At 37.6% G+C, this 26,388-nt stretch carries 24 protein-coding genes; 3 read left to right on the forward strand and 21 right to left on the reverse strand.

What is annotated here, in order from left to right; all coding sequences use genetic code 11:
• Nucleotides 1-67: 67 nt before the first annotated feature.
• The 10 genes from menB to CFK37_RS19250 form a co-directional block, all read right to left on the reverse strand.
• Nucleotides 68-889, reverse strand: coding sequence for a 1,4-dihydroxy-2-naphthoyl-CoA synthase (gene menB, locus CFK37_RS19200; protein ID WP_089063732.1), 822 nt, complete (start codon nucleotides 887-889; stop codon nucleotides 68-70).
• 278 nt (nucleotides 890-1,167) lie between these two features.
• Complete coding sequence (locus CFK37_RS19205; protein ID WP_089063385.1) at nucleotides 1,168-1,635, reverse strand: type II toxin-antitoxin system PemK/MazF family toxin; 468 nt, start codon at nucleotides 1,633-1,635, stop codon at nucleotides 1,168-1,170.
• 635 nt (nucleotides 1,636-2,270) lie between these two features.
• Nucleotides 2,271-3,578, reverse strand: a complete 1,308-nt coding sequence (locus tag CFK37_RS19215; protein ID WP_089063386.1) for an NAD(P)-binding domain-containing protein — start codon at nucleotides 3,576-3,578, stop codon at nucleotides 2,271-2,273.
• A 20-nt stretch (nucleotides 3,579-3,598) separates the two neighbouring features.
• Nucleotides 3,599-3,952, reverse strand: a complete 354-nt coding sequence (locus CFK37_RS19220; protein WP_089063387.1) for an ArsR/SmtB family transcription factor — start codon at nucleotides 3,950-3,952, stop codon at nucleotides 3,599-3,601.
• Nucleotides 3,953-4,089: 137 nt separating this feature from the next.
• On the reverse strand, nucleotides 4,090-4,359 hold the full coding sequence (locus CFK37_RS19225) for an iron-sulfur cluster assembly accessory protein (RefSeq protein ID WP_089063388.1): 270 nt from the start codon (nucleotides 4,357-4,359) through the stop codon (nucleotides 4,090-4,092).
• 132 nt (nucleotides 4,360-4,491) lie between these two features.
• Nucleotides 4,492-6,267, reverse strand: a complete 1,776-nt coding sequence (gene arsA, locus CFK37_RS19230) for an arsenical pump-driving ATPase (RefSeq protein WP_089063389.1) — start codon at nucleotides 6,265-6,267, stop codon at nucleotides 4,492-4,494.
• 20 nt (nucleotides 6,268-6,287) lie between these two features.
• On the reverse strand, nucleotides 6,288-6,650 hold the full coding sequence (arsD, locus tag CFK37_RS19235; protein WP_089063390.1) for an arsenite efflux transporter metallochaperone ArsD: 363 nt from the start codon (nucleotides 6,648-6,650) through the stop codon (nucleotides 6,288-6,290).
• Nucleotides 6,651-6,734: 84 nt separating this feature from the next.
• Nucleotides 6,735-7,154, reverse strand: a complete 420-nt coding sequence (arsC, locus tag CFK37_RS19240; RefSeq protein ID WP_089063391.1) for an arsenate reductase (thioredoxin) — start codon at nucleotides 7,152-7,154, stop codon at nucleotides 6,735-6,737.
• Nucleotides 7,155-7,193: 39 nt separating this feature from the next.
• Entirely contained in the window at nucleotides 7,194-8,492 is a 1,299-nt protein-coding gene (locus CFK37_RS19245) for an arsenic transporter (protein ID WP_089063392.1), read from the reverse strand.
• A gap of 10 nt (nucleotides 8,493-8,502) precedes the next feature.
• Entirely contained in the window at nucleotides 8,503-8,850 is a 348-nt protein-coding gene (locus tag CFK37_RS19250; protein ID WP_089063393.1) for an ArsR/SmtB family transcription factor, read from the reverse strand.
• A gap of 313 nt (nucleotides 8,851-9,163) precedes the next feature.
• On the opposite strand from CFK37_RS19250, the gene CFK37_RS19255 reads away from it, so the two are divergent.
• Complete coding sequence (locus CFK37_RS19255; protein WP_089063394.1) at nucleotides 9,164-9,610, forward strand: YkvA family protein; 447 nt, start codon at nucleotides 9,164-9,166, stop codon at nucleotides 9,608-9,610.
• Nucleotides 9,611-9,777: 167 nt separating this feature from the next.
• On the opposite strand, the gene CFK37_RS19260 is transcribed toward CFK37_RS19255, so the two are convergent.
• Nucleotides 9,778-10,002, reverse strand: a complete 225-nt coding sequence (locus tag CFK37_RS19260) for a hypothetical protein (RefSeq protein ID WP_089063395.1) — start codon at nucleotides 10,000-10,002, stop codon at nucleotides 9,778-9,780.
• Between the two features lie 441 nt (nucleotides 10,003-10,443).
• Between CFK37_RS19260 and CFK37_RS19265 the strand changes: the two genes are divergently transcribed.
• The gene (locus CFK37_RS19265; protein WP_089063396.1) at nucleotides 10,444-11,361 is read left to right on the forward strand and encodes a class I SAM-dependent methyltransferase; all 918 of its coding nucleotides are present in this window, start codon (nucleotides 10,444-10,446) and stop codon (nucleotides 11,359-11,361) included.
• A gap of 112 nt (nucleotides 11,362-11,473) precedes the next feature.
• Here the strand turns inward: CFK37_RS19265 and ggt are convergent, their stop codons facing one another.
• Nucleotides 11,474-13,258, reverse strand: a complete 1,785-nt coding sequence (ggt, locus tag CFK37_RS19270) for a gamma-glutamyltransferase (protein WP_089063397.1) — start codon at nucleotides 13,256-13,258, stop codon at nucleotides 11,474-11,476.
• Nucleotides 13,259-13,600: 342 nt separating this feature from the next.
• On the opposite strand from ggt, the gene CFK37_RS19275 reads away from it, so the two are divergent.
• Nucleotides 13,601-14,158, forward strand: coding sequence for a DUF420 domain-containing protein (locus tag CFK37_RS19275; protein WP_089063398.1), 558 nt, complete (start codon nucleotides 13,601-13,603; stop codon nucleotides 14,156-14,158).
• Nucleotides 14,159-14,480: 322 nt separating this feature from the next.
• Here CFK37_RS19275 and CFK37_RS19280 read toward each other — a convergent pair whose 3' ends face one another.
• From CFK37_RS19280 to CFK37_RS19320, 9 genes are all read right to left on the reverse strand, one after another.
• The gene (locus CFK37_RS19280; RefSeq protein WP_089063399.1) at nucleotides 14,481-15,365 is read right to left on the reverse strand and encodes a class I SAM-dependent methyltransferase; all 885 of its coding nucleotides are present in this window, start codon (nucleotides 15,363-15,365) and stop codon (nucleotides 14,481-14,483) included.
• Between the two features lie 55 nt (nucleotides 15,366-15,420).
• Nucleotides 15,421-15,915 (reverse strand): DinB family protein, encoded by a 495-nt coding sequence (locus CFK37_RS19285; protein WP_089063400.1) that lies wholly within the window; start codon nucleotides 15,913-15,915, stop codon nucleotides 15,421-15,423.
• A 490-nt stretch (nucleotides 15,916-16,405) separates the two neighbouring features.
• Nucleotides 16,406-17,374, reverse strand: coding sequence for a hypothetical protein (locus tag CFK37_RS19290; protein ID WP_089063401.1), 969 nt, complete (start codon nucleotides 17,372-17,374; stop codon nucleotides 16,406-16,408).
• A gap of 65 nt (nucleotides 17,375-17,439) precedes the next feature.
• Complete coding sequence (locus CFK37_RS19295) at nucleotides 17,440-17,958, reverse strand: DinB family protein (RefSeq protein WP_089063402.1); 519 nt, start codon at nucleotides 17,956-17,958, stop codon at nucleotides 17,440-17,442.
• 333 nt (nucleotides 17,959-18,291) lie between these two features.
• The gene (locus CFK37_RS19300; RefSeq protein ID WP_089063403.1) at nucleotides 18,292-19,161 is read right to left on the reverse strand and encodes an AraC family transcriptional regulator; all 870 of its coding nucleotides are present in this window, start codon (nucleotides 19,159-19,161) and stop codon (nucleotides 18,292-18,294) included.
• A 292-nt stretch (nucleotides 19,162-19,453) separates the two neighbouring features.
• On the reverse strand, nucleotides 19,454-20,584 hold the full coding sequence (locus tag CFK37_RS19305; RefSeq protein ID WP_089063404.1) for a Gfo/Idh/MocA family protein: 1,131 nt from the start codon (nucleotides 20,582-20,584) through the stop codon (nucleotides 19,454-19,456).
• Nucleotides 20,585-20,688: 104 nt separating this feature from the next.
• Nucleotides 20,689-21,975, reverse strand: coding sequence for an MFS transporter (locus CFK37_RS19310; RefSeq protein WP_089063405.1), 1,287 nt, complete (start codon nucleotides 21,973-21,975; stop codon nucleotides 20,689-20,691).
• Between the two features lie 1,011 nt (nucleotides 21,976-22,986).
• On the reverse strand, nucleotides 22,987-24,987 hold the full coding sequence (locus tag CFK37_RS19315; RefSeq protein ID WP_089063406.1) for a beta-N-acetylhexosaminidase: 2,001 nt from the start codon (nucleotides 24,985-24,987) through the stop codon (nucleotides 22,987-22,989).
• A 387-nt stretch (nucleotides 24,988-25,374) separates the two neighbouring features.
• Entirely contained in the window at nucleotides 25,375-26,328 is a 954-nt protein-coding gene (locus CFK37_RS19320) for an NAD-dependent epimerase/dehydratase family protein (RefSeq protein ID WP_089063733.1), read from the reverse strand.
• Nucleotides 26,329-26,388 lie beyond the last annotated feature (60 nt).

Here is a 26,388-nt window from a genome sequence, read left to right on the forward strand (position 1 = left end):
GAAATATCACCACACAAAAACGGCTTGATGAGAGTCTCATCAAGCCGCATGCAAGCTTATTTATGGTTTACGGGAAACGTGGGAATTTTGAAAAGTCGGGTTCGCGTTTTTCCTTGAAGGCGTCGCGTCCCTCTTTTGATTCTTCAGTCCTGTAGTATAGCAATGTTGCGTCGCCGCCTAGTTGTTGCAGACCAGCGAGCCCGTCTGTATCAGCGTTAAACGATGCTTTCATCAGGCGCAGTGCTGTTGGGCTTTTCGCAACAAGTTGTTTTGCCCAATTAATCGTTTCTTCCTCCAGCTGTTCTAACGGAACCACCTTATTTACGAGACCCATCTTATCCGCTTCTTCAGCCGAATATTGCAGGCTTAAATAGTAGATTTCACGCGCTTTCTTCTGACCAACGATTTCAGCCAGGAAGCCTTGTCCATATCCAGCGTCAACACTGCCCACACGGCTCTCCGTTTGACCGAAAATTGCGTTGTCCGCAGCGATTGTCAGGTCAGAGATAACGTGAAGGCCGTGGCCACCACCAATAGCGTAACCGGCTACCATCGCAATAATCGGTTTCGGTGTGAAGCGCATCAGACGCTGCAGGTCAAGCAAGTTCAATCTTGGGATCTGATCATTTCCGACGTAACCGCCATCTCCTCTGACCATTTGATCACCACCGGAACAAAACGCCTTATCTCCCATTCCTGTTAAAATAATCGCCCCGACGTTGCCATCATTTCTAGAATCGCTAAATGCATCGATCAACTCGTCAATGGTGTGCGGGGTAAACGCATTGTGCTTTTCCGGACGATTGATTGTGATTTTGGCAATGCCTTCTTCACATTTCTCATACACAATCTCGTCATATGTACGTACTGATTTCCATTCAACTGACAAATTACTCAGTCCTTTCGTTTTCAATAATCCATTTCTTTACTATTTTATCAAAAATCGTGATTGTTTCACATTAATTGCATGTCAGAATCAGCGAATTTGACACTTTCTGCATTTGACTCTCGAATCCCATATAGTATACCTTAATTCATGGATTTATAAAACATTTTTCTTCATTCTTGTTAATATAACGAAAGATCATCTACGCCAATGCATTCCGCATTTTCACCACATATATCTATGTCAATCTCCGACCCAATGCAGAAAAGGGCGTTTCCTTATTACAGACCGTTTGTGGCAATTTCATTCAACAATATCCCCATGCCGAAATCGAGCCCCTGCACATAAAAATGGAAAGCCACAGGAATTTCCATACAACAAAGAGGACTGTACACAGCCCCCCTGCTCACAGTTATTTTATCAGTTCGTTTTATTTTTACCCGAACACCTTCCAAAATCCCAGTGTTCACCTGTCCAAATTTCTTTCTGATGATATTTTTTGAAAGTGTGTATAGTTTATCTGCCCTAATTTCTGATGTTACTTTAAGTTCACCCTCTGTTAAATCTTTTGATTCAATCGCTACTGAATACGCAAGGTCCTTTAATTTTGAAGTGATGGCTAAAACTACGATATCTTCAGTCATTTCGTTATAACTATCGCTTGAAATAATGAGTACAGGACGTTGCTTTCGATGTTTTAAATCACTGAATGGAACTGGTATTAAAACAATATCACCTTGTTTATACATTGTTCCAAACCTCGTCATCGATATCATTATCCCAAAAACCCAGGCTACTCTCACTAGCTTTTGTTAAATCCACGGACACATTTTTATCTCTTTACACTATATATTCAAAATTAAAATACTGATACACAATCGCGGCCTTTAACGGAACAAACGCTTTTGGAAATTTAATCATTTTTATTCCTAATAATTGAGTTATTTAAAATTAAAGTGGGCACCCTTTTTACTCAGGTGCCCTAGATATTAGTATTGAAATTCTTCTTTTAATAACCCCATCACAACGGTATCATAATACTTTCCATCTATATAGGCATCGTTACGCATTCGCCCTTTAATGACAAAACCACACCCTAATTCCGGATAAGCGTCCGATTGATGAATAGCGCATGTACCTGCTTTTTAATTTTTATTTTCACAAAACCATCCTTGGTGTTTAATACAGTAGCAAATTTATTGTGAACAGTTACACCAGAAGGAAGGATGCTTCTTATTCCAGTTAACCACCCTTTGGTGAATAATTGATTACAGAATTGAAATGGGTTTTTTAGCCAACTTTAACCTGTTCCAATCAAAAATCACAACAATTACAGGATTGTACAAAGCCTCTTTCATCCGCTATATAGCCCCATCCATGACCTTTAACAACCACAATTGCTGCCTCCGCAACCACTTTCCCCACTACTTACTCCAATTATTTGTAATTGGTTTGGATTTGGATTAACTTGACATACTCCTGTCTCAGGTAACCTCAACTTAACTTTTGTAGCTTCTTCGATGTCTCCAGAAAGATAAGCAACAATAGAACGAACCTGTTCATAACCGGTTACCATTAAAAACGTTGGTGCTCGACCATAACTTTTTAGACCTGTCATATAAAAACCTGTGTCTGGTTGGCGCAATTCTTTTTCCCCATGTGGGCGAACAGTTCCGCAACTATGGAGATTGGGATCGATAAGGGGAGCAAGTTCTGTTGTGCTTTCAACTATAGGGTCTACATCCAATCTTAATTCTTTTAAGAACGTGAAATTAGGTCTAGATCCTGTATTTACAATAATTTCGTCTACATTACTTATAGAAACCCCATCACTGCTATGAATAATAAAAGATCCATTTTGTTCTGCTATGTCTTCAACATAAAAGCTTGAATGCACATTTACTTTACCATTATCAATGATCTCATGGGCTTTTGAACCAAGTTCTCCTCTGGCTGCTAATTCATCATTTTCTTCTCCACCAAAAGCTTCTTTTATTTGTTGTTTACGAACAAACCAAGAGATTCTTGTGTTCGGAAATTTCGCTTTTAATTCAGACAGATTAATTAACGTATTTAATGCAGAATGTCCGCTTCCAATAACTGCAACATGCTTATCTTTAAAAGTTTCCGTTTCTGTAGCGATATCTGGAATATGTGTATAAAGATTCTTCTGTAATCCTTCACTTCTCCAGATACCATCTGCAAATGGAGGATTCGGATTGTTCCAGGTACCGCTGGCATCTATAACCGCTTTCGCTTCTAACTTTTCAATTGCACCATTTACTTTTACATATAACACAAATGGTGTTTGATCACGTGCATCAGATTTCATTTTATCGATGTTTTTCTTTGTTATATCGATAATTTCGGCGTTATATATTATATTATCTTTGATTTGGGGAAGGTTTGATAAAGGTTTTAAGTATTCGTTGACTAGTTCTTTACCAGTGGGTAATTTATCCGCTGCTGGTTCTTCCCATTGAGTTTCCTTTAATAATTTTTTTGCAGCCTGATCGATGTTAAATTCCCAGGGAGAAAATAGTTGAACGTGCCCCCATTCAAGAATGTTACTTCCAGCTTTTGTTCCTTTCTCTAGGACAAGGAAGCTTTGGTTATATCCGTTTAAATGTGCAGCTGCTGCAAGTCCCACTGGACCTGCTCCAACAATAACAGTAGGTAAATTTGATAACATGTATATCCTCCTCTTAAAATTTAATTGGAACAAGAACAAGTTTGTTCGATTGCTTTGTCATTAGATTTACGAAATAAGCAACAAAGTTCCTCTGAAAGAACATTATTTATTTCTTTATGATTTAGGGAGTAGTAACTCCAGGTCCCCTTCTTTTCTTTCATTATCAGATTGGCCTGAAGCAAAATCTTTATATGGTATGAAAGTTTTGATTGAGCCAATTCCATCTCATCCACTAAGTCACAAACGCAAATAGAATCATGTGGGGAATTAGCTAATAAATTAAGTAGTTGCAGTCTTTTTTCGTCTGCTAAAGCCTTAAACGTTTTTTCGTAGTGTTTAAAAGTACTTTGCAAATCGACTTTTACTGGAATCATGTTTATCCCTCCAATCATTAATCAACTTTTTTTGATATATATTTTTGAGCTTACCGAACACAGGGGAAACGTAAATAATGAGCTTTGGTTAGGAATTTATTGGGACAAATAAAAAGGCCTCAGAAGAGACCTTTTTATTAACAGCAATTATCTAGCCCTAACAACACAAATTGCTCTCCATCTTTATCTAATGTTAACGCGTCAACGGAGCTTTTCACCTGTTCATCGATGGCGACGCGAATACCGTTTATTTCTTTAATTAAATCCGTCTTCTCCGGATGATCAAGGGATAACCCTATCTGAGGACCGCAGCAACCTGCACCTGCAGAATGTATACGAATTCCTTCCACCCCACGTTTCCCCATAATTGTCGTTAACGTTTGTTTTGCTTCTTCGGTAATTTTCATAACTTTTCCCCTCTCTTGTATGATAAAAATTATATGAAATGGACTTACAAAATTGACCCCAATCTAAGGTTACTTCTCCTTAATGAATCGTTCGGAATCCAAGCTGCCATACATCCTCTAAAATATAAATGATTAATTACTTATATAGTCTTTTAATTTTGCATATCCTATTTTTTCTTCACCTGTCCACGGTATAATGGCAGCCTTCTCAGCCAATTCCTCGCTTACTTTTTTAATCCATCGCTTTTCCGTATTCGCTCTGCCAGCTAATATTGGATCCCTTGATTCTGTTGCATGTAAACTTTGGTTAATAACCCACCACTTTGGAACAATTTGCGCTCGTTTAAGATCCTCTTGCAGCCGTGCTGCTTCTAACACTGGTGTTGCCTCGGCAAGCGTCACAATGACAACTCCGGTCTCTTTTGGATTTCGGAGCCTGGGTAACAATTTTTTTACGCTATCCGGTACATCCCCTGTCGAGCGACTTATTTCCTTATGGTACGTTTCCGTTGAGTCAAGCAATAACAAGGTGTGTCCGGTAGGTGCCGTATCAATCACGACAATTTCATCTTGTGATTTTTCCACCATATTCGCAAAAGCCCTGAATAGGGCAATTTCTTCGGTGCAAGGCGACTCTAGGTCCTCTTTCAAATAAGCGAGTCCTTCTTCATCCTGTTCTTTCCCAGCAACAGAAAGCACTTCCTGTTTATACTTTTCGACTTCTGTCTTCGGATTAATACTGCTAATAGACAGATTGTCGTTCAATGCACCATCTTTAAACGTGTATGCAAGATGAGCTGCTGGATCTGTTGTCGTCAAATGGACCTTATGCCCTTTTTCGGAAAGGCCGACAGCAATGGCCGAAGCAATGGTAGTTTTCCCAACTCCTCCTTTCCCCATCGTGAAAATGACACGTGTTTTTTTAGCTGAAAAGTCATCAATAATTTCATTTAATCCAGGCAATGGAATGACTTCACTGTCATCGCTATTTTCTTCTATTTCAGCAAAAGGTTTATCACTAACAAGTAGACGTAGACTCTCAATACTTGTTAACGAATAAGAAACATATGGTACAGATAATGTTTTGATCTGTTTTAATTCTGCGGGTGTTTTCATTAATGCTTTTTGCTGACGCTCGTAAAAAGCTGTTGATATTTCATCATTTGGACTTTGAATCTGGAAAAGCCCATTAATAATAAGTAACTGATTTTGGATACCAATGTCTTTCAGTTCCATAGATGCCCGGTTGGCTTCTACTAGAGAGGATACATCTGGACGGGAAACCAAAATCAAGGTTGTTTTTTCACCATTTGACAGAGACTTGACAGCTTGCGCATACAAATCTTTTTTCTTCCCTAAACCAGACAGTGGTCCTAAACAAGAAGCGCCATGCGTGCTTTCTTCCAAAAAGCCACTCCACGCGGTTGGTAACTGCAACAAGCGAAGTGTATGACCTGTCGGTGCCGTGTCAAATAACACATGATCATACTGCTTTACTATCGTATCATCAGCCAACAGATGAGAGAATTCATCAAATGCGGCAATCTCGACCGTACACGCACCAGAAAGCTGTTCCTCCATCTGTGTGACAACTGAATCTGGCAATTTCCCCCGATACGGACCGACAGTTTTTTCACGATAGGTTTTTGCGGCTTCTTCAGGATCAATATTACATGCGAATAAATTATTCACGCTTGGAATCTCGACTGGATCACTGTTTAGTTCGATTTTGAAAACATCCTGCAAATTGGAAGCTGGATCCGTGCTAACCAATAATACTTTTTTTCCTTGGTCAGCAAGGGACACGGCTGTTGCACAAGCTATAGATGTCTTACCAACACCGCCTTTTCCAGTGAAAAATAAAAATGGTGTCTGTACCACCTGTTTGGGATTGAAAGATTCATACATCGATGTTTCCCCCTTTCAAATTATAGTTTATCAATGTCAATGGTTACACGTGTTTGGGGTTTATCTTTTAAGTCTGCCGCATCAACCTGCAACCAATCGGAGAATTCGTCATTACTTGGATAGCTTGAATCTTTTACGATTTCACCATTTAGTATGGTTACAGGCAGTGCATCAGCACCTTTTTCTTGAAGAACCTGATTTACCTTTTTGTTTTCAACAAATTCACCAGGATCATTTGAAAGATTATATCTTGTAACATCAAATCCTCTTTTTTCTAAGGAATAGACCACTGATGCAACGCGTGTTAAATCTGGATCGACACTTGGTCCACAAACACCCGTAGAACAGCACATTGCTGGATCGAAAATTTCTAATTTACTCATGTTTACCCCTCCATAACAATATAAGTATACACTTATATATGTATTCCAATGATAGCCAGGAGTTACGAAATCCCCCTGACTATTTTATTTACCAGTTTCTGCAAAGTGTTTAATTCTTTTGCCAATTTCATCACGTACCCGTTGAAATACGCTCCATTTTTCTTCATCTGTGCCTTCTGCTTTTGCAGGATCATCAAATCCCCAGTGCTCTCTCTTTACATGAGGTGGTGTCATGGGGCATTTGTCTGCTGCATCTCCGCAGAGCGTAACAGCCATAGCAGCATTATTCAAAACTTCCGGATCAATAATTTCCGATGTTTGTTCTGAAATATCAATAGCAACTTCCTTCATTGCTTTGACTGCATTTGGATTTAATCCATGTGCTTCAATTCCTGCACTTTTTACGACCCATTCGTTATTAAGATATTTTTTCGCCCATCCTTCTGCCATTTGGCTTCTACAAGAGTTTCCGGTACATAAAAAGTAAATTGTTTTTTTAGGCATATGGTTCATTCTCCTTTTCGTTTCCACTAGTTTTGTTACTTATAAAATAAGCCATAGCCAAACATATAATCCTGTTAATGTAATAAACAGCGTTGGGATTGTAAGGATAATACCTATTTTAAAATAATAACCCCAAGAGATTTTAAATCCCTTTGTCGAAAGAACATGAAGCCATAGCAATGTCGCTAATGATCCAATCGGTGTAATTTTTGGCCCCAAATCGGATCCAATGACGTTCGCGTAGATTAGCGCTTCCCTCATAATTCCCGATGTACTTGTGTCAGCAATTGCTAATGCATCGATCATGACGGTTGGCATATTGTTCATAATGGAAGATAAAATTGCCGCAATGAATCCCATGGAGATCGTGGCAACAAACAATCCTTGTTCGGCAGTATACTGAATAACATTAGCTAACACATCAGTTAATCCGACATTGCGCAAACCATAAACGACGACATACATTCCGACAGAGAAAAACACAATCGCCCAAGGGGCACCCTTTATGACTGTTGCCGTCTTCACTGCAGAACTTCTTCTCGCCATTAGAAGGAAGAAAATCGCAACAATACCGGCTATAATCGAGACCGGAATACCTAATGGTTGGCTTGCAAAATAGCCAATCAGCAATACCGCCAGAACACCCCAAGACATACGGAACATTTTATGGTCCTTGATTGCTTTATTTGGTTCTTTTAGTTGACTTACATCATAGTTTTCAGGAATACTTTTCCTAAAAAACAGATAAAGTACAAGAATACTCGCACCTATCGAAAAGAAGTTCGGAACAATCATACGTGTAGCATATTCAATAAATCCAATACCGAAAAAGTCCGCCGAAACGATATTCACCAAGTTACTCACAACAAGTGGTAACGAGGAAGTATCTGCAATAAAACCACACGCCATAATGAACGGCAAAATCATTTTTTCTTTAAAGTTTAAATTTCGTACCATCGCAAGTACAATTGGTGTGAGAATTAGCGCAGCTCCATCATTGGCAAAAAGGGCCGCAACAACAGCACCCAGAAGAATCACATAAACAAACATTTTCTTCCCATTACCCTTGGCAATTCTCGCCATATGAAGAGCGGCCCATTCAAAAAAGCCAATCTCATCAAGAATAAGGGAAATAATAATAATCGCTACAAATGCTAATGTGGCATTCCAAACAATATCTGTTACAGCTAACACATCTTGAAAGTCAACCACGCCAAAAATTAACGCTAGTATTGCTCCTCCGCATGCAGACCAGCCAATCCCTAAGTTTTTCGGCTGCCAAATCACTAATACTAGCGTAAGTATAAAAATAACCGTTGCTACAATCGCTAAATTCAAATGAATCCCCCTACAAGTCGCACTGGATACGTAATCCCGCGTTCTCCAGCGCACGTAATTTCTCTTTCTGATCAGGTATCTGTTCTAAGACCTGTTGAATGATCGGGTATGTCGAATGGGAAGTATTTAATGAGTAAAATATCCATTGCCCTCTCCGTTGCTCCTTCACAAGACCCGCATCCCTCAGTTTTCTTAAATGCTGGCTAATAGAAGGCTGACTCATTTGCAGAACCTCAACAAACTCGCATACACAACATTCTCCATCTTTTACTAATCCCATAATTGTTAAGCGTGTTTTATCACCTAGTAGCTTTAACGTTTGTGTGGCATTTTCTAATTCAATTATCGTTTTTTCCATGAACATCACCTCTCACAATTAGTATATTAGCATATGCTTATATTTGCAACAAAATAATGCTTTATTTTTATGATCTATATAGTGGGGTGTCCTGCGCATTTGATCTTTATAGATAGCAGCAGTGTTGTCCTTTCTGCCACAACAGACATTTTAATTCCAGCTGAAACTCCCAAATGCATTCCCCAATTTTGCCACATTTATCACATATTTATCCCAAATTCTTTTACTATGATAAGGGTGTGATGATAGATTAGTTATACAAGCTCATTACGTGGAATACATTGGAATGAGCGTTTAATTAAGGAGAGATAACGTGTCAAAGAAAACAAATTACGATAGAGAGTTAGATAATTTTGATTCTGCTGAAGCAATCAAGGGGAAGGAAAAACATTTCTCTGAAAACAAATATGTAGCTAAACTGCTTAACTATGCTCAGAAAATGGGAGTCAAGGTTTCCTACTATAGCCTGCTTTTATTTTACGGATTTAAAAGTCCCAACACTCCTAAATCGACCAAAATTACCATAGCAGGTGCCTTAGGTTATCTTATTCTTCCCATCGATGTGGTGCCTGACATCATTCCATTTATTGGGTTTGCAGACGATGCAATGGTGGTTGTTTACGCCTTATATAGGATAAAATCATACATTGATGATTCGATAAAACAACAAGCACATGAACGAATGAAAAAGATTTTTGGTGAAATCTATGATGGGAATAATGAGATAGAGGAAGATTTTAAACCGGAAAATGAGGAGTAGATTGGGAGAACACCTATTATCGCTCTGGATTGTAAATATTCAATTAAAAGGATCAAACAAGGAAGAAAAGATTGAAGGGGCTATAGGAAATCAAGGTTCCGGCCCCTTTTCTATATTGTGCGTAAGAAACAACTTATTTCCTCACCGCTATTCTCATAATACCTACATTAGACGTTCGATCTATCCCTGTTAAATTGTTGAGTGGCCTGATTACCCTGGGTTCTTTTATATATAGTTGATCCGGCTTCGTAATAATCCCGCCATTTTTTATTTTCTTCCTCCATTTTTTTGTTTTCATTCAACAAATTTTCCATTTCCTCCAACAGGGAACGATTCATCTCCGTAGCCCTCTTGATTGTTTCTTTCATCTTTTGCCGATCCTGCTCATTCATTGTATCCCTCCTCGAAATAAGATTTTAAAAATTATTAGCTTTCTTCGTTTTTCAGTTCGTTAAAGCATAAAATACACGCATAACTAAGTATTCAACAGGGAATTAATAAATCCTTCTTGTATATTTCTTCCAGTTCTTATGTAACTTGGCCACTCTTAAAATTGGTGATATTATATCTTACGAGTTGATCCCTTCCGCAGTGGGTGTCATTTTTATAAATTATCTAAAAAGTTCCAGAAAGCCGACAGCGAAAAATGCGAATGCGACACTTTTCCATTTCAAAGCAGTTATTATAACTCAAATAAAGTCACCCCAAAACGAAGCACTTTAATTGACAAAAAAATTTACTTATGCTATAATTTAAGTTTTAATTTATTTTGTGTATAATAAGATTCTCCTGGCCAGGGGAATCTTATTTTTGTTTTATGGGAGGATTAATGTATGGAGAAAAATGAATCAAGTTTAACTTCCTTAATATCAGCTTTTGGTCGAGCATACCACAGTAAACATGACACACCAAAAATTTTCGATGATTTTATTGCAAGAGAATTAATTACCAAAAAGGAATTTTGTGATATCCGTGAAAACATGATTAAAGGAATTCAATTCTTTAATAATGAAATTGCTGAGAAGTTTCAAGATCATCCTGATGAAATTTTAAAATGGATTACACAAGTTCAACTTTCTCCAACTCCTTTAGCACGCGCCGCCTATTGTGAAAATGTATTGTTTCATGAAATCGTACTAGGCGCTGAACAGTATGTCATTCTGGGAGCCGGATTAGATACCTTTTGTTTCCGAAACCAAGAATTAAACAACGACTTAGAAATATTTGAAGTAGATTATCCGTCAGCACAAGATTTTAAAAAGAAAAGGTTAGCAGATGCTAATTATCAAATTCCAGTTAATCTTCACTTTATCTCAATGGATTTCACCACAGATTTTATTATGCAAAATCTTATTGACGGAGGTTTTATGCCTCACAAAAAAACTTTCTTTAGTCTTTTAGGTGTTTCATATTATTTAACAAAAGAAGAAAATGGCAATTTAATTAATGAATTATTTACAAAAGTCCCATCAGGAAGTTCCATCGTTTTTGATTATGCGGACAACGAACTTTTTGAAGAAAAAGGTGTGTCCAATCGCGTTCAAAATATGGTTCAAATGGCTTCAGCAAGTGGTGAGCCAATGAAATCATGTTTTACTTATGAGGAAATGGAAAAAATGCTGGAAGACTCAGGTCTACTCATTTATGAACATTTATCACCAGTTGCTATTAATAATCAGTTCTTTGGTGATCGTTCAGATTATTTGTCTGCATTCGAAACGATTCATTACATCCATGCTGTAAAAAAATAATTTTTGGTTAATAACTAGCCCACCTCTAGTTCAGCCCAACCAATATCTAGGATCCTTTCACAAAAATTACGCCCCAACTTTCCTACAGCGAAAGTTGGGACGTTTTTGTAAGTTATTTATTTTTTGGACCATGACCGCCCTTCACGTAATCTATTCCCAAAGCACGCCCTTGACGTGTGGAGTCAGCAGCGCCTAGGAAAAAATTAGGGTGTATCCTAATCATTTGAACATTGCCAATATCCCTTGGTTCCTCATCGAACTTGTATCCCAATTGTTCGAGTTGATGACGCGTCTCTTCAGGTACACCTTCTTCCCATCGGATATCCGGATAGTCAGGACTGTATATCCGAGGTTCTTCGATTGCTTGCTTTGGTGTCATACCATAATCAATCACATTGATAATCGTCTGTGCAACGGAAGTGATTATGGTTTTTCCACCAGGAGATCCTACCGTCATAAATGGTTCACCGTTTTGGTCAAAGACGATTGTTGGACTCATGCTGCTCATTGGACGTTTACCAGGCTTGACCTGATTGGCGCCACCAGGTATTGCATCAAAGTCTGTCATTTCATTATTTAACATAAAGCCGTAACCGGGAACCATAATACCCGTGCCAAATTCCTGTTCAATCGTTGTTGTATAAGAAACTAGATTGCCCCATTGGTCGGCCACCGAAAAATGCGTGGTTTGTCCCGTCTTTTTATCATTCGGCTGTTCAACATAACCGGGATTCTCACCCTCTTGATAAGCCCATGGGTTTCCAGGCTCCACATTTTTGTTGGCTTTTCCAAGTTCAATTAACTGGCTGCGCAAATTAATATAGTCTTCATCCAGCATGCCTTCCATCGGTACATTTACAAATTTTGGATCACCTATGTAAGCTCCGCGGTCGGCATAAGCGAGATGCATTGCTTCAGCTAAAAGATTATATTTTTCAGGCGAACGGGGACCGTATTGTTTCAGATCATAACTTTCCAGCAGATTTAGAATCTGCAGCACGGTCAAACCACCTGAACTTGGCGGAGGCATCGTTGCAAGCTTATACCCCCGGTAAGTGCCCATTAGTGGTTGATCGATTGTCACATCATAGTTATCCAGATCCGCCGTGGTTATGGTACCACCGAAACTTTGTACAGTAGAGGCTAACGCTTCAGCGACTGGGCCTTCGTATAGTGCATCGGACTTGTTCTTTTCGATCATTTTTAATGTCTTAGCGAGATCCCTTTGAATAAGCATGTCACCCTCTTGAAGTGGTGTGCCATCAGGTAGAAACACCTCTTTGGCGGCGCTTTTTGACAGCTTTTCCTGGTTGTCCTGTATGGCGTCAGCAAGAACCCAATTCACCTCGACGCCGTGTTTGGCTAATTTTTCAGCTGGTTTCACTAGCTTTTTCCAGGAGAACGTCCCCCACTTCTCATAGGCTGTTTCAAGTCCTTTTAAAGTACCAGGAATACCAACTGCATCCCCCATCATCACCCGTTCGTCAAAAGGAATGGGTTCTCCATTCTCATTTAGGAACATATCCGGTTCTGCCCCGGATGAAGCCTTTTCGCGGCTGTCAATAATGACGGTCTTGTCCTTCTCAGCATCATACACCATCATAAAACCGCCGCCCCCAACACCGGACATCATCGGCTCACTTACATTCAAAGCAAACTGGATTGCAATAGCAGCATCCACGGCATTCCCGCCTTGTTTCAGGACTTCAGCCCCAATTTTTGTCGCTTCCGGATGGGATGTCGCGACCATGCCTTTTGTCCCCACATCTACTTGATATTTTGGCAGATCATCTTTCGGCGGCTTGCCATGCCCATCCGCGTGAATGGCTGGTATGTTGATACTAAGCAGCAAACACAAGGCCAATAACACAGAAATAACTTTTAGATAATTACGCATTTATTAAACCCTCCTTTATCGACACATAATAGCAGAATAGTCTAAATATTTTAAGTGCTATTTGTACTATATTTATAGATTTCTTAAACAGCTCAGAAAGCACATAAGTAATTTAAACAAGGATGCTATTTAAAGAATGACCAATAACCACCCAAATGATAGAGGTCAAAATTCGAAAACAATCATAATGCCATTATATGTTTCACTACTTTGACTGTTTTTTGTCGAAAGGATGACACTTTCTGTTTTTAAAGGGAAACGGTCTCTTTTGAATTGCGCTTTGCGATTAAATTTCTTATGCTAACTGATAAGAAGTTTATTTTATATAGGAGTGAAAAAAGTATGAGTAATGACGTCCATGACACCTACAATGTGAATCAGCGCAATTACAATCCGCTGATTTGGTTTCTCTCCATACTTATCGTTGGCATTATTTTAGGGACCTATTACTTGCCAAAAAGCGATGATGGCACCATATGGGGCGTAGAGTTAACGGTATTGCCAGCGCTGAATGCTATCTTGAATAGCTTCACCTTTATCTTTCTGTTAACGGCCTTAATCATGATTAAAAAGAAAAACATTAAACTGCATCGCAGATTTATAGTTGCAGCATTTGTAACAACCTTTTTATTTTTTATTTCCTACTTGACGTACCACTCCATGGCTGAGTCTACAAGCTATGGCGGAGATGGTGTGCTCATGTATATTTATTATTTTATCCTGATTACCCATATTGTTCTGGCAGCATTGATTGTGCCACTTGCACTGATCACGCTGGGGAGAGGCCTGAATATGCAAGTGAAAAAGCATCGAAAAATCGCACGTTGGACCATGCCGCTCTGGCTGTATGTCAGCCTTACTGGTGTATTGGTCTACTTATTGATCTCGCCGTACTATTAGGTAAAATTTAGTGGCCTTGCTGTGCTTTATGGATGAGTAATAGATTTCAACCATTGTTTTAATAACATGGCTCCTTTTTGCTTTTGAAAAAAAGGTTGATCAAAAAACCGTCACCCCAGGCTTAACGGTACTGTAATAACTAAGTGGCTGGTATTTTGATCAATCTTTTTTATATATAAAAATTCCGCAATTTCTCCGATGCTCTAGCCAAAGCCCACTCGTCCTGATATCGTCAAAATAACGCTTTATTAGATCACATGGCCCCTATGTACAATTATGGGTGCTAATCCTTATTCCGGAACCGCACCCTTTACCATAAAACTTATTCAACTTCAGCCAGTGCAAAATACACGTTTTTATGTGCCTGTAGGTTTTCATTTAATCCCGTCATATACCGTTTCTTAATATCCACCGGGCTTAAATTCTCAAGCAAGTTTAATCCAAGTTCTGCCATTTCTTCCTTCATACTAGCTGGGTCAAAACCTGTTTTCATTGGCTCTCCTATCTTATTCATCATGTTTTCTTTCTTTTGCAAGTTAGTGGAAGTGGTTTCCTCATTAAATTCATCTACACTGAAGTAATCAAATACAATCATGCTTCCAGCGGGAGTCACTTTTGATAGATTAGTCAGTGTTTTATATACCTCCTCTTTGGATAAGTACATGGTAACCCCCTGCCAGCTGAAAAAGCTTTTGGATAAGACAGAATAGTTTAGTGATGAATTAAATTTCGTTACTATATCCTCTCGAGTGAAATCTATCGAAATGTAATGCAGGTTGTCTCGAGTGAAATCTATCGAAATGTAATGCAGGTTGTCTGGATGATTCCACCCTAACTCATCAACACGCTGACGTTTAAAATTTTGCGTTGCGGGATGATCTAATTCAAATACATGAAGACTTTTTAACAAATCAGGATATCTATATGCAAAAGTATCCAAACCAGCGCCTAAAATTACATACTGCTCCACACCGTTTTCAATTGCCTTCATCAAACAATCTTCCGTGTACCGTGAACGGGTGATAGAGGCGGTAGAATGCATTAATGCCTCTTTTGGCATAGTCTGCTCTATCCTATTTTTTTGCTCTTCAGGAATTAGATCATATCCTAAACAGTCATTGAAAATTTTAGGATTGGTATATTTTGAGTGAATACCTCGAATATAAGCTGTCATCATCGCCGTAAAACTAATTTGGTTTTCCTTCATTTATGAATCTCCTTATGCAAATACTATTTTCACCTGTAAAGCTAATGACGCTTTTTTAAAAGCTTCGTTTCCCTGCCCAAGCCCCCTGCATTTTACTTAGAAGTACAATTTGCCCAATATGATAGGCGTCGTGCATTGCTAAACTTTTCAGTTCAAGCACCAATGAATTATCTTCTCCTGGGACCTGTCTGTACAAATCTTCATGTTCTGATTTTGCTAGTATTTTTCCTAGTTCACGATGAACATAAGCGTATTCTTGTTTTGTTTTCTTCCAATTTTCTATCGTCTGGGCAGGTAATCGAAAAGTAGATTCATTATTTTCTGCCTGTGGTTCATTCGCTGTTTCACCAAGAAATCGCATCAGAAATCTCTTTTCATAGAAAAGTAAATGACAAACTAATTCCCAAATAGAATGCATTCCCCCCTCATCTGGTTTCCAAATTGCCTGTTCAAAAGCAATATCCTTTAGCACCTTTTCAAGTGGTGGAAACCAGTCTTCTTCATCCAAACAGCTTGCCCATTGTTGTAACAAGAATGTCCTTACATCCATTTTCTATTCCTCCAATCTTGTGATCCAGCACCCCTAGTTCGTTTCTCAACAAAACTGATTGTCATTGGTCCATTAGGTGTTTCTACATACACTCAGGATTTTCGTTTGAGCAATTGTCATAATTACAACCATCCCCTGCTATTAATATACGTTTCAGAATATAATTTCGACTTTCTTACGGATATCCCTTCTTTTTATCTCAAAATGGTCCATTCGCCCATGTTAAATCCCCCCTTAGTTGAAGTCTTAAGTAAGGTAGTTCTTAAATATAAGCTTGTCTAAATATGAAGCCCATCGGGATTTATTATGGGCGGCTTCTTTCATATTTTGATGAATCAACGTTTTCGTCTTCTAGAAGAGGATACTTTATGAAAAAAGTGAATTTTAAGCAACCTCTTATTCAATATAATCGCTCGATACATTAAAAAAGCGCAATCCCTTACTTTAGAATCGCGCCCGTTTCTGGCACTTTAAATTTTAGATAGATGAATTAAATCACGCTCTCCACCGTATGCACATCCTGTGATTGAAGCATACTGGTATGCTCATTAAATAACTTTCTTGCAAAGGAGCGGATTTTGTCATAATTGATTTCAGTCCATTTTTCTATCCGTTTTTCCGCATCTGTACTAAAAAAGTGTTTAGACAACCGTTTGAGAATAATAAAAGCCGCGTAATTATGCGGATTTGAGTTATTTACTGCCTCAATCAGTAGTTTCTTCATAAATTCATAATCAGAGTAATAAATCAATTCGACAAGCTTTGCCCGATATTCCAAGTCATGTCCCTTTAATTTTGGAAATTGTTTATAATCACTATAATGTTGTGCTTCATGTTTTAGGAAGGATACTAGAAAGACATCTGTATCCAATTTGTCGCGGTAATTAGGTAATATACAATACAACGCATCTTCTTTTGCCCAACCACCAGCATATACCTTGCCAAATGTTGCGAAGTGCAGCCAGCTTAACATGAGAAAATCATCCAAAAAGCATACCTGCACCATTTCCCTGGTATCAGGAATGTCAACATGATATGTTTTTTTGTCTGTAGTTTTCCAAATAAAGGGGCCATAATGGGGTTCAACCTTACCGCCTATAAAGTAAAGTCCTTTCTCATTAAAAATAGTTTTCAAGTTTTCCTCTGTACCTTTCATATTGGTTCCTTTTTTATCTTTAGGTAAATAACAATTCAATCTTTTTAATAAGTTTGCCCCCGCAGCAGAACGTTCTACTTTTTTGGTTAAGACTTCTACAAAGTAATAACGATATTCATTTATCACATTTTCTATCCATTTATCTGCATGAGAGACTTTATAATCTGGATTGTACTGGTAAAATCGACTATAGTATTTCTTCTCTATTTCAGCTTGCTCTTTGGTTTTGTCCTTAAGACCATTTAAATATTCATAAGTTTTATTTACATCACCCTCTACACAAAGGTAAAATAAATTTCTCATAAGATTACCCCCTCATCTACCCATGTTTTTTTATCCATAGGATGAATGGAAATTAAGAGAAAAACCTATTTTGTTGAACTGAGTTCATAAAGATAAAAAACATAATCAGTTGGTATACTTGAGTAACCCTGCTGACGTATCATTGCCGTAAGATTTCCGCGATGATATGTGCCATGGTTCACAACATGTTGAACCAATTCGGAAAGATAAGTATCTAAACGACCAAATTGAGGATGAACTGGGGAAATCTCTTTATCCAAATTTCTTTCATTGTTAAGAAAGTATTGATAATCCTCTGACAAATGTTGAAACAGCTTTTCCATTTCTTCAAGACCCTTTTTCTTTGTTTTTTCGTGTGCATGGGCGATGGAAGCTTGAATCTCTTCCATACTATTCTCCTGCATTACACCGAGCCATATTGTATCAGCCGTATAAATATGTACAAGTGTCTCCGCAATTGTGGGAAAAACATTCCGTATTTCCCGATCATAAATATCTTTCGGCAATTCTTTCATTCGCAGAAAAAATTTGTTGTTACACCAAACATGATAATCATACAATTGTAACGCATGATGTTTTTTCATCAAAGATCTCTCCCTCTTGAAATAAAGTTTTTCTACCTATATTATTTCTCTTTTCTTTGACAAAGTCCTTTATTACAAATGCCTTTTTTCAAAATAACTCTCTTAACTTTTTCTTTATTCCATTATTTCGTCCTACCACAAACAAAAAGCACAATTCTAATTTCAGAATTGCGCCCGATTGCGAAAGTTATTGCTTTTTTGAAGGCTTTATCAAAAGTTTATATTCTTTATTATTATCACCTATAAATTGCACCCCTTTAATACTTAACTTTTCTATCTATCTCCAATAATTCATCAAGAGTTCCAAAACATTTCTCAACTTCTGCTAAATGATCAATCTCGTGATACCTTCCTATAAGAACTAGGAGTTACTCCAAAGTGTTTTTTAAATACTCTTGAAAAGTAATTTATATCTTCAAAACCGAGAGAATATCCAATATAAGAAATACTTTCGTCAGATTCCAATAAGCTACGCGCCGCGTAAGTCATTTTTAATTCTATTAAAAATGCACTTGGTGATTTACCTGTGTGTAACTTAAATAGCCTCCTTAGTGATGATGAACTTATGTTGGCCATGCTACTCATTTCATCAATACACATATTTTTTTCAGGATGATTTATCATATAATCAATTATTGTTTGGACTCTATTATCTAGTTTTTTTTCGACCAATGTTTTTCTGTTTTTATATCTGTCTTCTTCTATAATTAGCTCTGATGAATTGATAACATATCCTATAATTAATTCTAGATACCCTCTCAACAAGAAGGATTTACCTTTATGATTTGTTTGTTTTTCCACAATCATTTGATTAAAATAGTCTCGCACCTGAACGTCATTACAAACAATTTTTGTGTTTAAGCCTAAAGTATCTGACCATAATTCAATATCATTTAAAGGAATAGAAGCAGTAAACCGGATACTAATAAACGTAAACTCCTCTGATAATGATTCACATGCAAGCTTGCATCCTTGAGGAATATAAATTATATTGTTTTCTTCAACAATATACTCTGTATCATTTATGACAAACTTTCCGTACCCACTTTTAATAAGACGTATCATTGAATAAGGAATGATAGATTCAAAATAACTCCATTCTTTTGGAAAAGAATATCGATCTACATATAGATAATTTAAACGTAAAGCTTGATACACACTATTTTGATGCATTAAAATCCTTCCCTCTCTTAAGGTTAACATTACGACCACCTGTTACGGCAGGCGAATTTGGAATTAAATGTAGACACACATAATCAAAACGTACGCATTTACTGTATTCTATCATTTTTAATCAACATGATTCATCCTTCTGGGTTAAACAAAATATCACCTCTTAAGATAAAGTACCTCAAGAGGTGATAGCCTATAATCCCATTCCCTATAGCTTCCAAGTCGAATATTGGTAATATATCAGGGTGTTTAATTTTCATATTTTATTGTTTGATTTAGAGGTTCGTTGGCAAACGTGTACATTGGGAGATTCTCAATTTTGTCAAAGATCATTTGCTAAAACCTCTTTTGTCAGAATCTCTTCCACACTTACTTTTCTGTCTTTTTCCATTGATAAAGTAAGAGCATCAGCAGTAGCAATAGAGGCTCTAGCCGCAGTGCCGTCTAACAATGGAATAAATTCTTCTTCAATCTCTGTTCCTTGCATAATACGATGAAAATACTTCATTTCTTTTTTCATTATAGAATGTAGCCACATCGGAGGAGTTTGACTCGGCTTTCCATACATAATGGCTCCGTCATTTTTCAGGCCTCTATAGATTCTTGTCCGGTCCTCGTCTACTTCTTTTGATTCATGTAATAAAAATCGCTTTTCTTCATCTGGCGTTTTTAATACCACTTTTACATCTTGAAGATCAATTAAAATGGCCCCCTTAGTTCCTTGGATTTTCACGAAGTGGTCACTCCACCTAAATGCAGAACCATATTGTAATGTCGCAAATCGATTACGTTCAAATTCAAGTGTGATTAACAATATATCGTCTTCATCACCAAATTGACCCCCATGATGTGCGACATTCCCCCCTACCATGCTGACCCTTTTGGCAGGCCCCATTAGGAACTGGATAAAATCTAATTCGTGAATGTGGTGATATAAATGCCCGCCTGATATATCCCTTTTCTTTTTCCAACTCACTTGCTCTTGCGCTTCTTCCCAACCATTTCGTTCTGCATGACAGAAAAGAATATCGCCAATTTGCCCTTCATTAATCAATCGCTTAGCCGTACGTACACCATTCATGAAATTCATGACATGACCCGCCATGAAAACCAGGTCATTTTGCTTTGTATAGTCAATCATTTCGTTACAATCCTCATAGGAAAGTGCGATTGGTTTTTCACAGAATACATGTTTATTATTTTTCGCAGCACATAAAACCGGTTCCTTATGATAGCCGTTCGGCGAAGCAATGATTACCGCATCTACATCTTTACGTTGACATAATGACTCAACATCGTTCTCAATATCACAATTAAGTTCTTTAGCTATATCTTCTGCGTTATTGGGATCATACACAGCTGCAACTTTGGCTTCTTTTAATCCATTTATTATTTTTCCAAGACCTGCTCCGAAATAACCTGTACCTACTATTGCATATTTGATTTCACTCATATTTAAAACTCCTCATATAAAATTTTGTATCTGTGAGTAACGCTAATTTCCTTTTCATTCTATAAGCCTTATGACAGTTAGACCTTATAAGAACAATCTCTTTTTCAAGTCCGATTTGTGATTGGTCTTTTAAGAATAATTCCATAACCTATAGCAGCAACAATGCACAATAACGATCCAGTGATGAAGACCAATTTAAATGAACCAGTTACTTGAACTATCACGCCCGTTAATATAGGGGCAAGGGCTCCTCCCAAAAACCCTCCAAAGTTTTGTATACCTGCAAGTGAAGCAACCCTTCCTTGAGGGGCTACATCAGTATTTAATGTCCACATAACACTCGGAGGTACAGAACTTGCAAAAAATCCAATTGAAAGTAACATAACACTAATAAAAGTGCTTGAAACAAATGGTACTGGCATAACAAAAGCAGCTGCTAATATAGATGCGGCTACAATTGGAATTTTTCTCGCTTTAATTGGAGAAAATCCTTTTCGTAAAAGATAATCTGAGAGAAGTCCACCAATGGGTACACCAAAAATACCGGCAACGAATGGAATAGAAGCTACCCAACCTGTTGTCATAATATCCATGTTACGGGCCGTTTGCAGGTAACCTGGAAGCCAGGTGAGATAGAGCCAAAGTGTAAAATTCGTACCAAATGCACCAATCACCATGCCCCAAGTGGACCTATATTTAAACAACGATCCCCAGGATATTTGAGCTCTGGACGGGTGGTTATTTTGATCAGTATTATCATTATTAATTTCGAAATTATTTTCAGCATTCGGATCTCTATAAAAAATAACCCATAAGATAACGAATACAAATCCAAGTAGTCCAACCGCGATAAACATACCCTGCCACCCTATCGCTAACATAATTGCGGAAAGTAAAGGGAGTGATATAGCTTTCGCAACGGTAGGCCCCATGTTGAAAACTGAAGTTGGAAAGGCCCTTTGTTCCTTAGGAAACCATCGATTTGTAACTTTAACACCTGATGCAAAATATGGTGATTCTGTGATACCGAGCAAAACTCTCATCATAAATAAAAAGAAAAAACCTGTGGCGAACCCACTAATTACAGATACCGAGGACCATAGAAATATTGACCATCCCAAAGTTTTTTTAGGACCAGCTTTATCGATTATCCAACCAGCTGGTAAGCTTGCTAAAGCATACGGCCATAAAAATGCGGAAAGAAGAATCCCCATGCCAGCAGGTCCAATATTAAACTGATCAGCAATAACAGTGTTTGCAATACTCAAGGTGCTACGGTCAAGATAGTTTACAATTGATCCGAAAAACAATAATAATACCATGCACCACCCAACGTAACCGATAGGCTTTTTCTGAGCGGAAACCATTTTTGATGATTTTGCTTCTTCCATATTATTAACTCTCCTCCCAAGATATTTAAACACTTTTTTCATCACATTGAGTTTTCCCAGTACGTCCATAAAAGCACCCTTACTGATTCCTGTATCCCTGTAAAAATGTTTTCACTAATTATAGTGCAACAATACTATAGGGTGCTCTTCCATGCTGCCTCCTCCTAAAACCATTCCTTGCGCCTTGTATGAATGAATGCCAAAGTACAAATTCACCCTTCATTTCTCCTGAATAACTAGATTCTGATACTTCTGACTTTTGATTACATGTTGCCCTAATTAACATCGTCTCTACTACGAATAAATCCCATACTTATCGCCTCTTTCTATTTGTAAGTTATAGATTAATACCTATAAAAAACGACCAAAAACGATAATCAAAAAGTGCTAGTTTCCCGAACCATCACAAACCAACATTTTATAGTAATACATGCCAAATAGCTTTACTTGATAACTTCTGCTTATTGTATAAATATCTTGCTAAACAATATCGAAAACGTTTCCAATTAAGGATAATACCATTTCCCCTTTCTTTTGACTCTCGTATTCCCTAAAAAACCTTACATCTAAAATACACGAAAACTCAGGGATTTTGAATATATAAAATGATTAATAATAGCACATATCGATCAAACTTTTAATAATTGTTATATTAACCAGAATCTATGAAGGTTCGTGAGATTTCACCTTTACTTTGGGAAACGAAACAGGATTTCAGATAGGTATGCGCAACCCTTTGCGTAACTGAACATGCAAATGTTCGCTATCAGCAGTCAGTCGAAGCCATTTAGTACTAGATAATTTTGGAATATCTAGGAAGGGCTGGAGGTTGTTTCCACAGGCCTCCCCAGGTAAGAACCTAATCTTTCCTTCCATCTATCAGCTTCATATACTCTGAGCAACCTTCGAAAAAAAGATGCTAAGCGCACACAAAAGGCTAGCATTCCAATTCGGAATGCTAGCCCTTGAACTATATTCGACAAAACCCGGGAAATGACAGGCACCAAAAAACTATTCCCACTTTTCTATTAAAGCATCGGTATTTGCAATTAAGGTGTTATACGCATTTTCGGATATTAATGCCTTTTCCTGCATATGACCGAGCAATAGCTTATAGCCTCGCAAATGTTTGACGATTTTATCACCAGATTGTTTGTCCTCGAAATGACTCACTACTTTCAGGTGAACCGTAAGCTGGTGAATAGCTTTAGGATCAATATCTCCTTTATCTGATAGTTGTTCCACGAGTGCCTGTAAATCGGCAACACTTTCTGCTTTGTCCGATTCTATTGGTTTTACAGGTTGAACGTCAGGTAATTCACTTCCTTTTGCAAAACCTGCAACATTTCCAAGCTTTTCATAGTTTTCTTTGAACGCACTAAAATCCGCAATGTCATTACTTGAGGTGTTCCAGGATTTCGAAGCTAGGGAACGTAATTCATCAGCAATATCTTCAGTGATAACGTCTTCTCCAACTAAATCCGGATTATCACACCATATGGCTAATGCTGCACCTTTAATAAAGGATGAATCATCATCAACCGTATTGCCTTGGAATTTTCCAGGTGTCCATTCCTCATATATTCTTTTATCTTGATTTAAGTAATCAAATGAATGTTGCTTACGTCCATCATCTGGTTTTTCGTTCCTTAACACATAATAAAAGTAACTTGCATTCATATTATATATATCATCATGTCCTCTTTCCACAAATGCGCTAAGTGGTGCAATGCTGCGATTCCAGCTCATTTGTGACCAAAAATCAATTCCAATATAATCATGCATTTCTATTTTCTGTTTTGGTTCAACTGGTTCCCACGCATTTTTATCTGTTTCCCCATAGTAAATGGCATCATTAAAAATTCGTGGCTTGAATCCACCTTCATACACGTGTGCTGCTATTTCATTAATGTAGTTAGCCATTGCGTCTTTCCATATATATTCTTCACCTAATGTTTCCTTTGCATATTCATTTAATACTGGCTTATAGTCTGAAATAAATGGGTCCCTATCGAATTCCATATATTCATCAGCACCTATATGGAAATCAGTACTACCCTCAAATAGTTCCATATATTCAGTGTAGAGACTTTTGACATACTCTACTGCTTCTGGGTTTGTAATATCTAATGCGACCTTGCTATGGTTTCCGTATTTATCAACTTGTCCAAATTCAGGATGAACTTTTAAAATATGCTCGGTATGTCCCGGTGTATCTAAAGAGGGAATGACCTTAACTCCATATTTCTTGGCCTCGGCTAAAATTTCTCTAATTTCATCTTTTGTTAAATAGCCGTCTTTTGAAACGATTGCCGGATCTGTTTCACTTTCTATTCTGAATCCCATATTTTCCGAGAAGTGAAGCTGAATTGTATTCATTTTAAAATAAGACATTTCTCTTATAAGTTGGATAATCCATTCTTTTGTAAAATATTTTCTTGCCATATCCAGATGAACTCGGCGTTCTGGTAATTCTGGGTAATCAATGATTGTACCCGAAACCAGACTATTGTTATTCGTAATCATTAAGTGCTGAATTGTGCGTAAAGCATACATCGCAGCATTTTCTGAAGCAGCTACTATTTTTACGCCATTATCGCCAATTTCAATCTTATAGGCTTCGTTACTGTTACTTTCTTCGGTAATTTGGCTGTTCTTAGCTAGCGTTACAACGATATCTTGAGATGTTACTTCCGAATCCTCGGCATATACTTTTTTAATTTCTGATTTTGCAGGAATTCCTTTTTCTAAGAATTCAGCTGATACCAATTCTACAACTTCTTTAAGTCGTTCATTTTCTAAGTATTTATCCGTAGCCGGAATTACAAATCTAGTTGATTCATCCATTTTCCACGTTGAATAATTTGAATCGGTTTCATACGATTGGACAATTGGTAATACTGAGCTGGCTAATTCATCATTTGATAATTTTTCCTTCTCAGCAAAAGCTGAACTTATAAGTGTCGAGAAGATAACGAAAAATGATAAGACAACCACTGTAAACTTTCTCAAAAATAACTCCTCCTAAAATTTTTATGAATATGCTATCATTCTAGTGCTAACGATGTGCAAAACATCATACGATTCTGCAGTAAATTTATACCCAAATCACCACCTTTGGTTAGAAAGACATGCCTGACACAAAAAGGCATGGGGATACGAAAAGGGACCACATAACCTTTTGCTTATCACCATGCCTAGTCGAATCAGTAACATGCGTTCAATTTAATTATTTTAACCTTAGCACTTCATTGTCTGAAGGGCAATGATCATTTCCATTTTTTCCAATATTTTTACTTTTCTATCCGGAATTGCGCCCGTTTCTTGAACAAGGTTTTACGCATGATGTCATTTCACGTTTTCAACCTATTACATATTTAGTTTGGTATCACCGAATCGCTAATTTTTATTATGCATTAAAAGTCGTAATGTTTCTTCAAGACCTTTTTCGAAGGGAGTTGCTGGTACGGGGCCGATACGTTTTTCATATTTTTCCCCACTCAAAACAAACCCTTCTTTGGTGAGGTACATGATCTCAACCACTTCCCTAATAAACGGATCAAACAACCCAATTAAACGAATAGCACTTTTATTTAAAGGGATAACCATCTTTCGATTTCCAGTTACCTTACGAGCTATCTGGATAATTTCCTTACCTGATATCAATCTTGTTCCAGGTATATTCCAATTTTCTCCATAGGCATTGTCTTTTTCTGCTATATTTACAATCATCTTAGCTGCATCTGGTAAATATACATATTCCCTTGGTGTATTCATATTCCCAATAAAAATAGAATTCTTATGGGCAGCCATCCCTTCCAATGTGGGCTGTAAATAGGAATTCTGTGAAGTAGCACCATAATAATCCGGCAGCCTTACAATTAATGCTTTTGCATTCTCCCATTTGTTACTAAATATTAATTTCTCAAATTCTACTCGTAACTTACCTTTTTTTGTGTGTGGCTGTTGTGGATGATTTTCATCTCCCTTTGCAACTTGATGCCCGTAAACATAGATGCCATCTATAATAACAATCTTCTTCTTCAGAATATCTGCTGCTTTCATTACACTTTCTCCAAGCAAATGAAGTTTTCCCTCCATCTCTTGATATTTAACGTTGGCACATTGGAATATAACATCCACGTCTTTTGCCGCGTTAACAATAGTTTGGTAATCAAATATATCACCCAGTTTGTATGACAACCGTTGATCAAAATCGTGATCCTCCATTAATGTTTTCAATTTACTTTCAGAACGGCCGAAAGCAATGACCTCTATCTGTCTCTCCAATAATTCTGAAACGATGACCTGCCCCGTTCCACCAGTTGCTCCTAATACAATCGCAATTTTCATAACCCCATCCCCTTTCATTAGTGATCGATCAATAACTAAACTTGGGTAAAAAAACCGATG

The organism is Virgibacillus phasianinus (assembly GCF_002216775.1).
GTDB classification, from domain to species: domain Bacteria; phylum Bacillota; class Bacilli; order Bacillales; family Amphibacillaceae; genus Virgibacillus_F; species Virgibacillus_F phasianinus.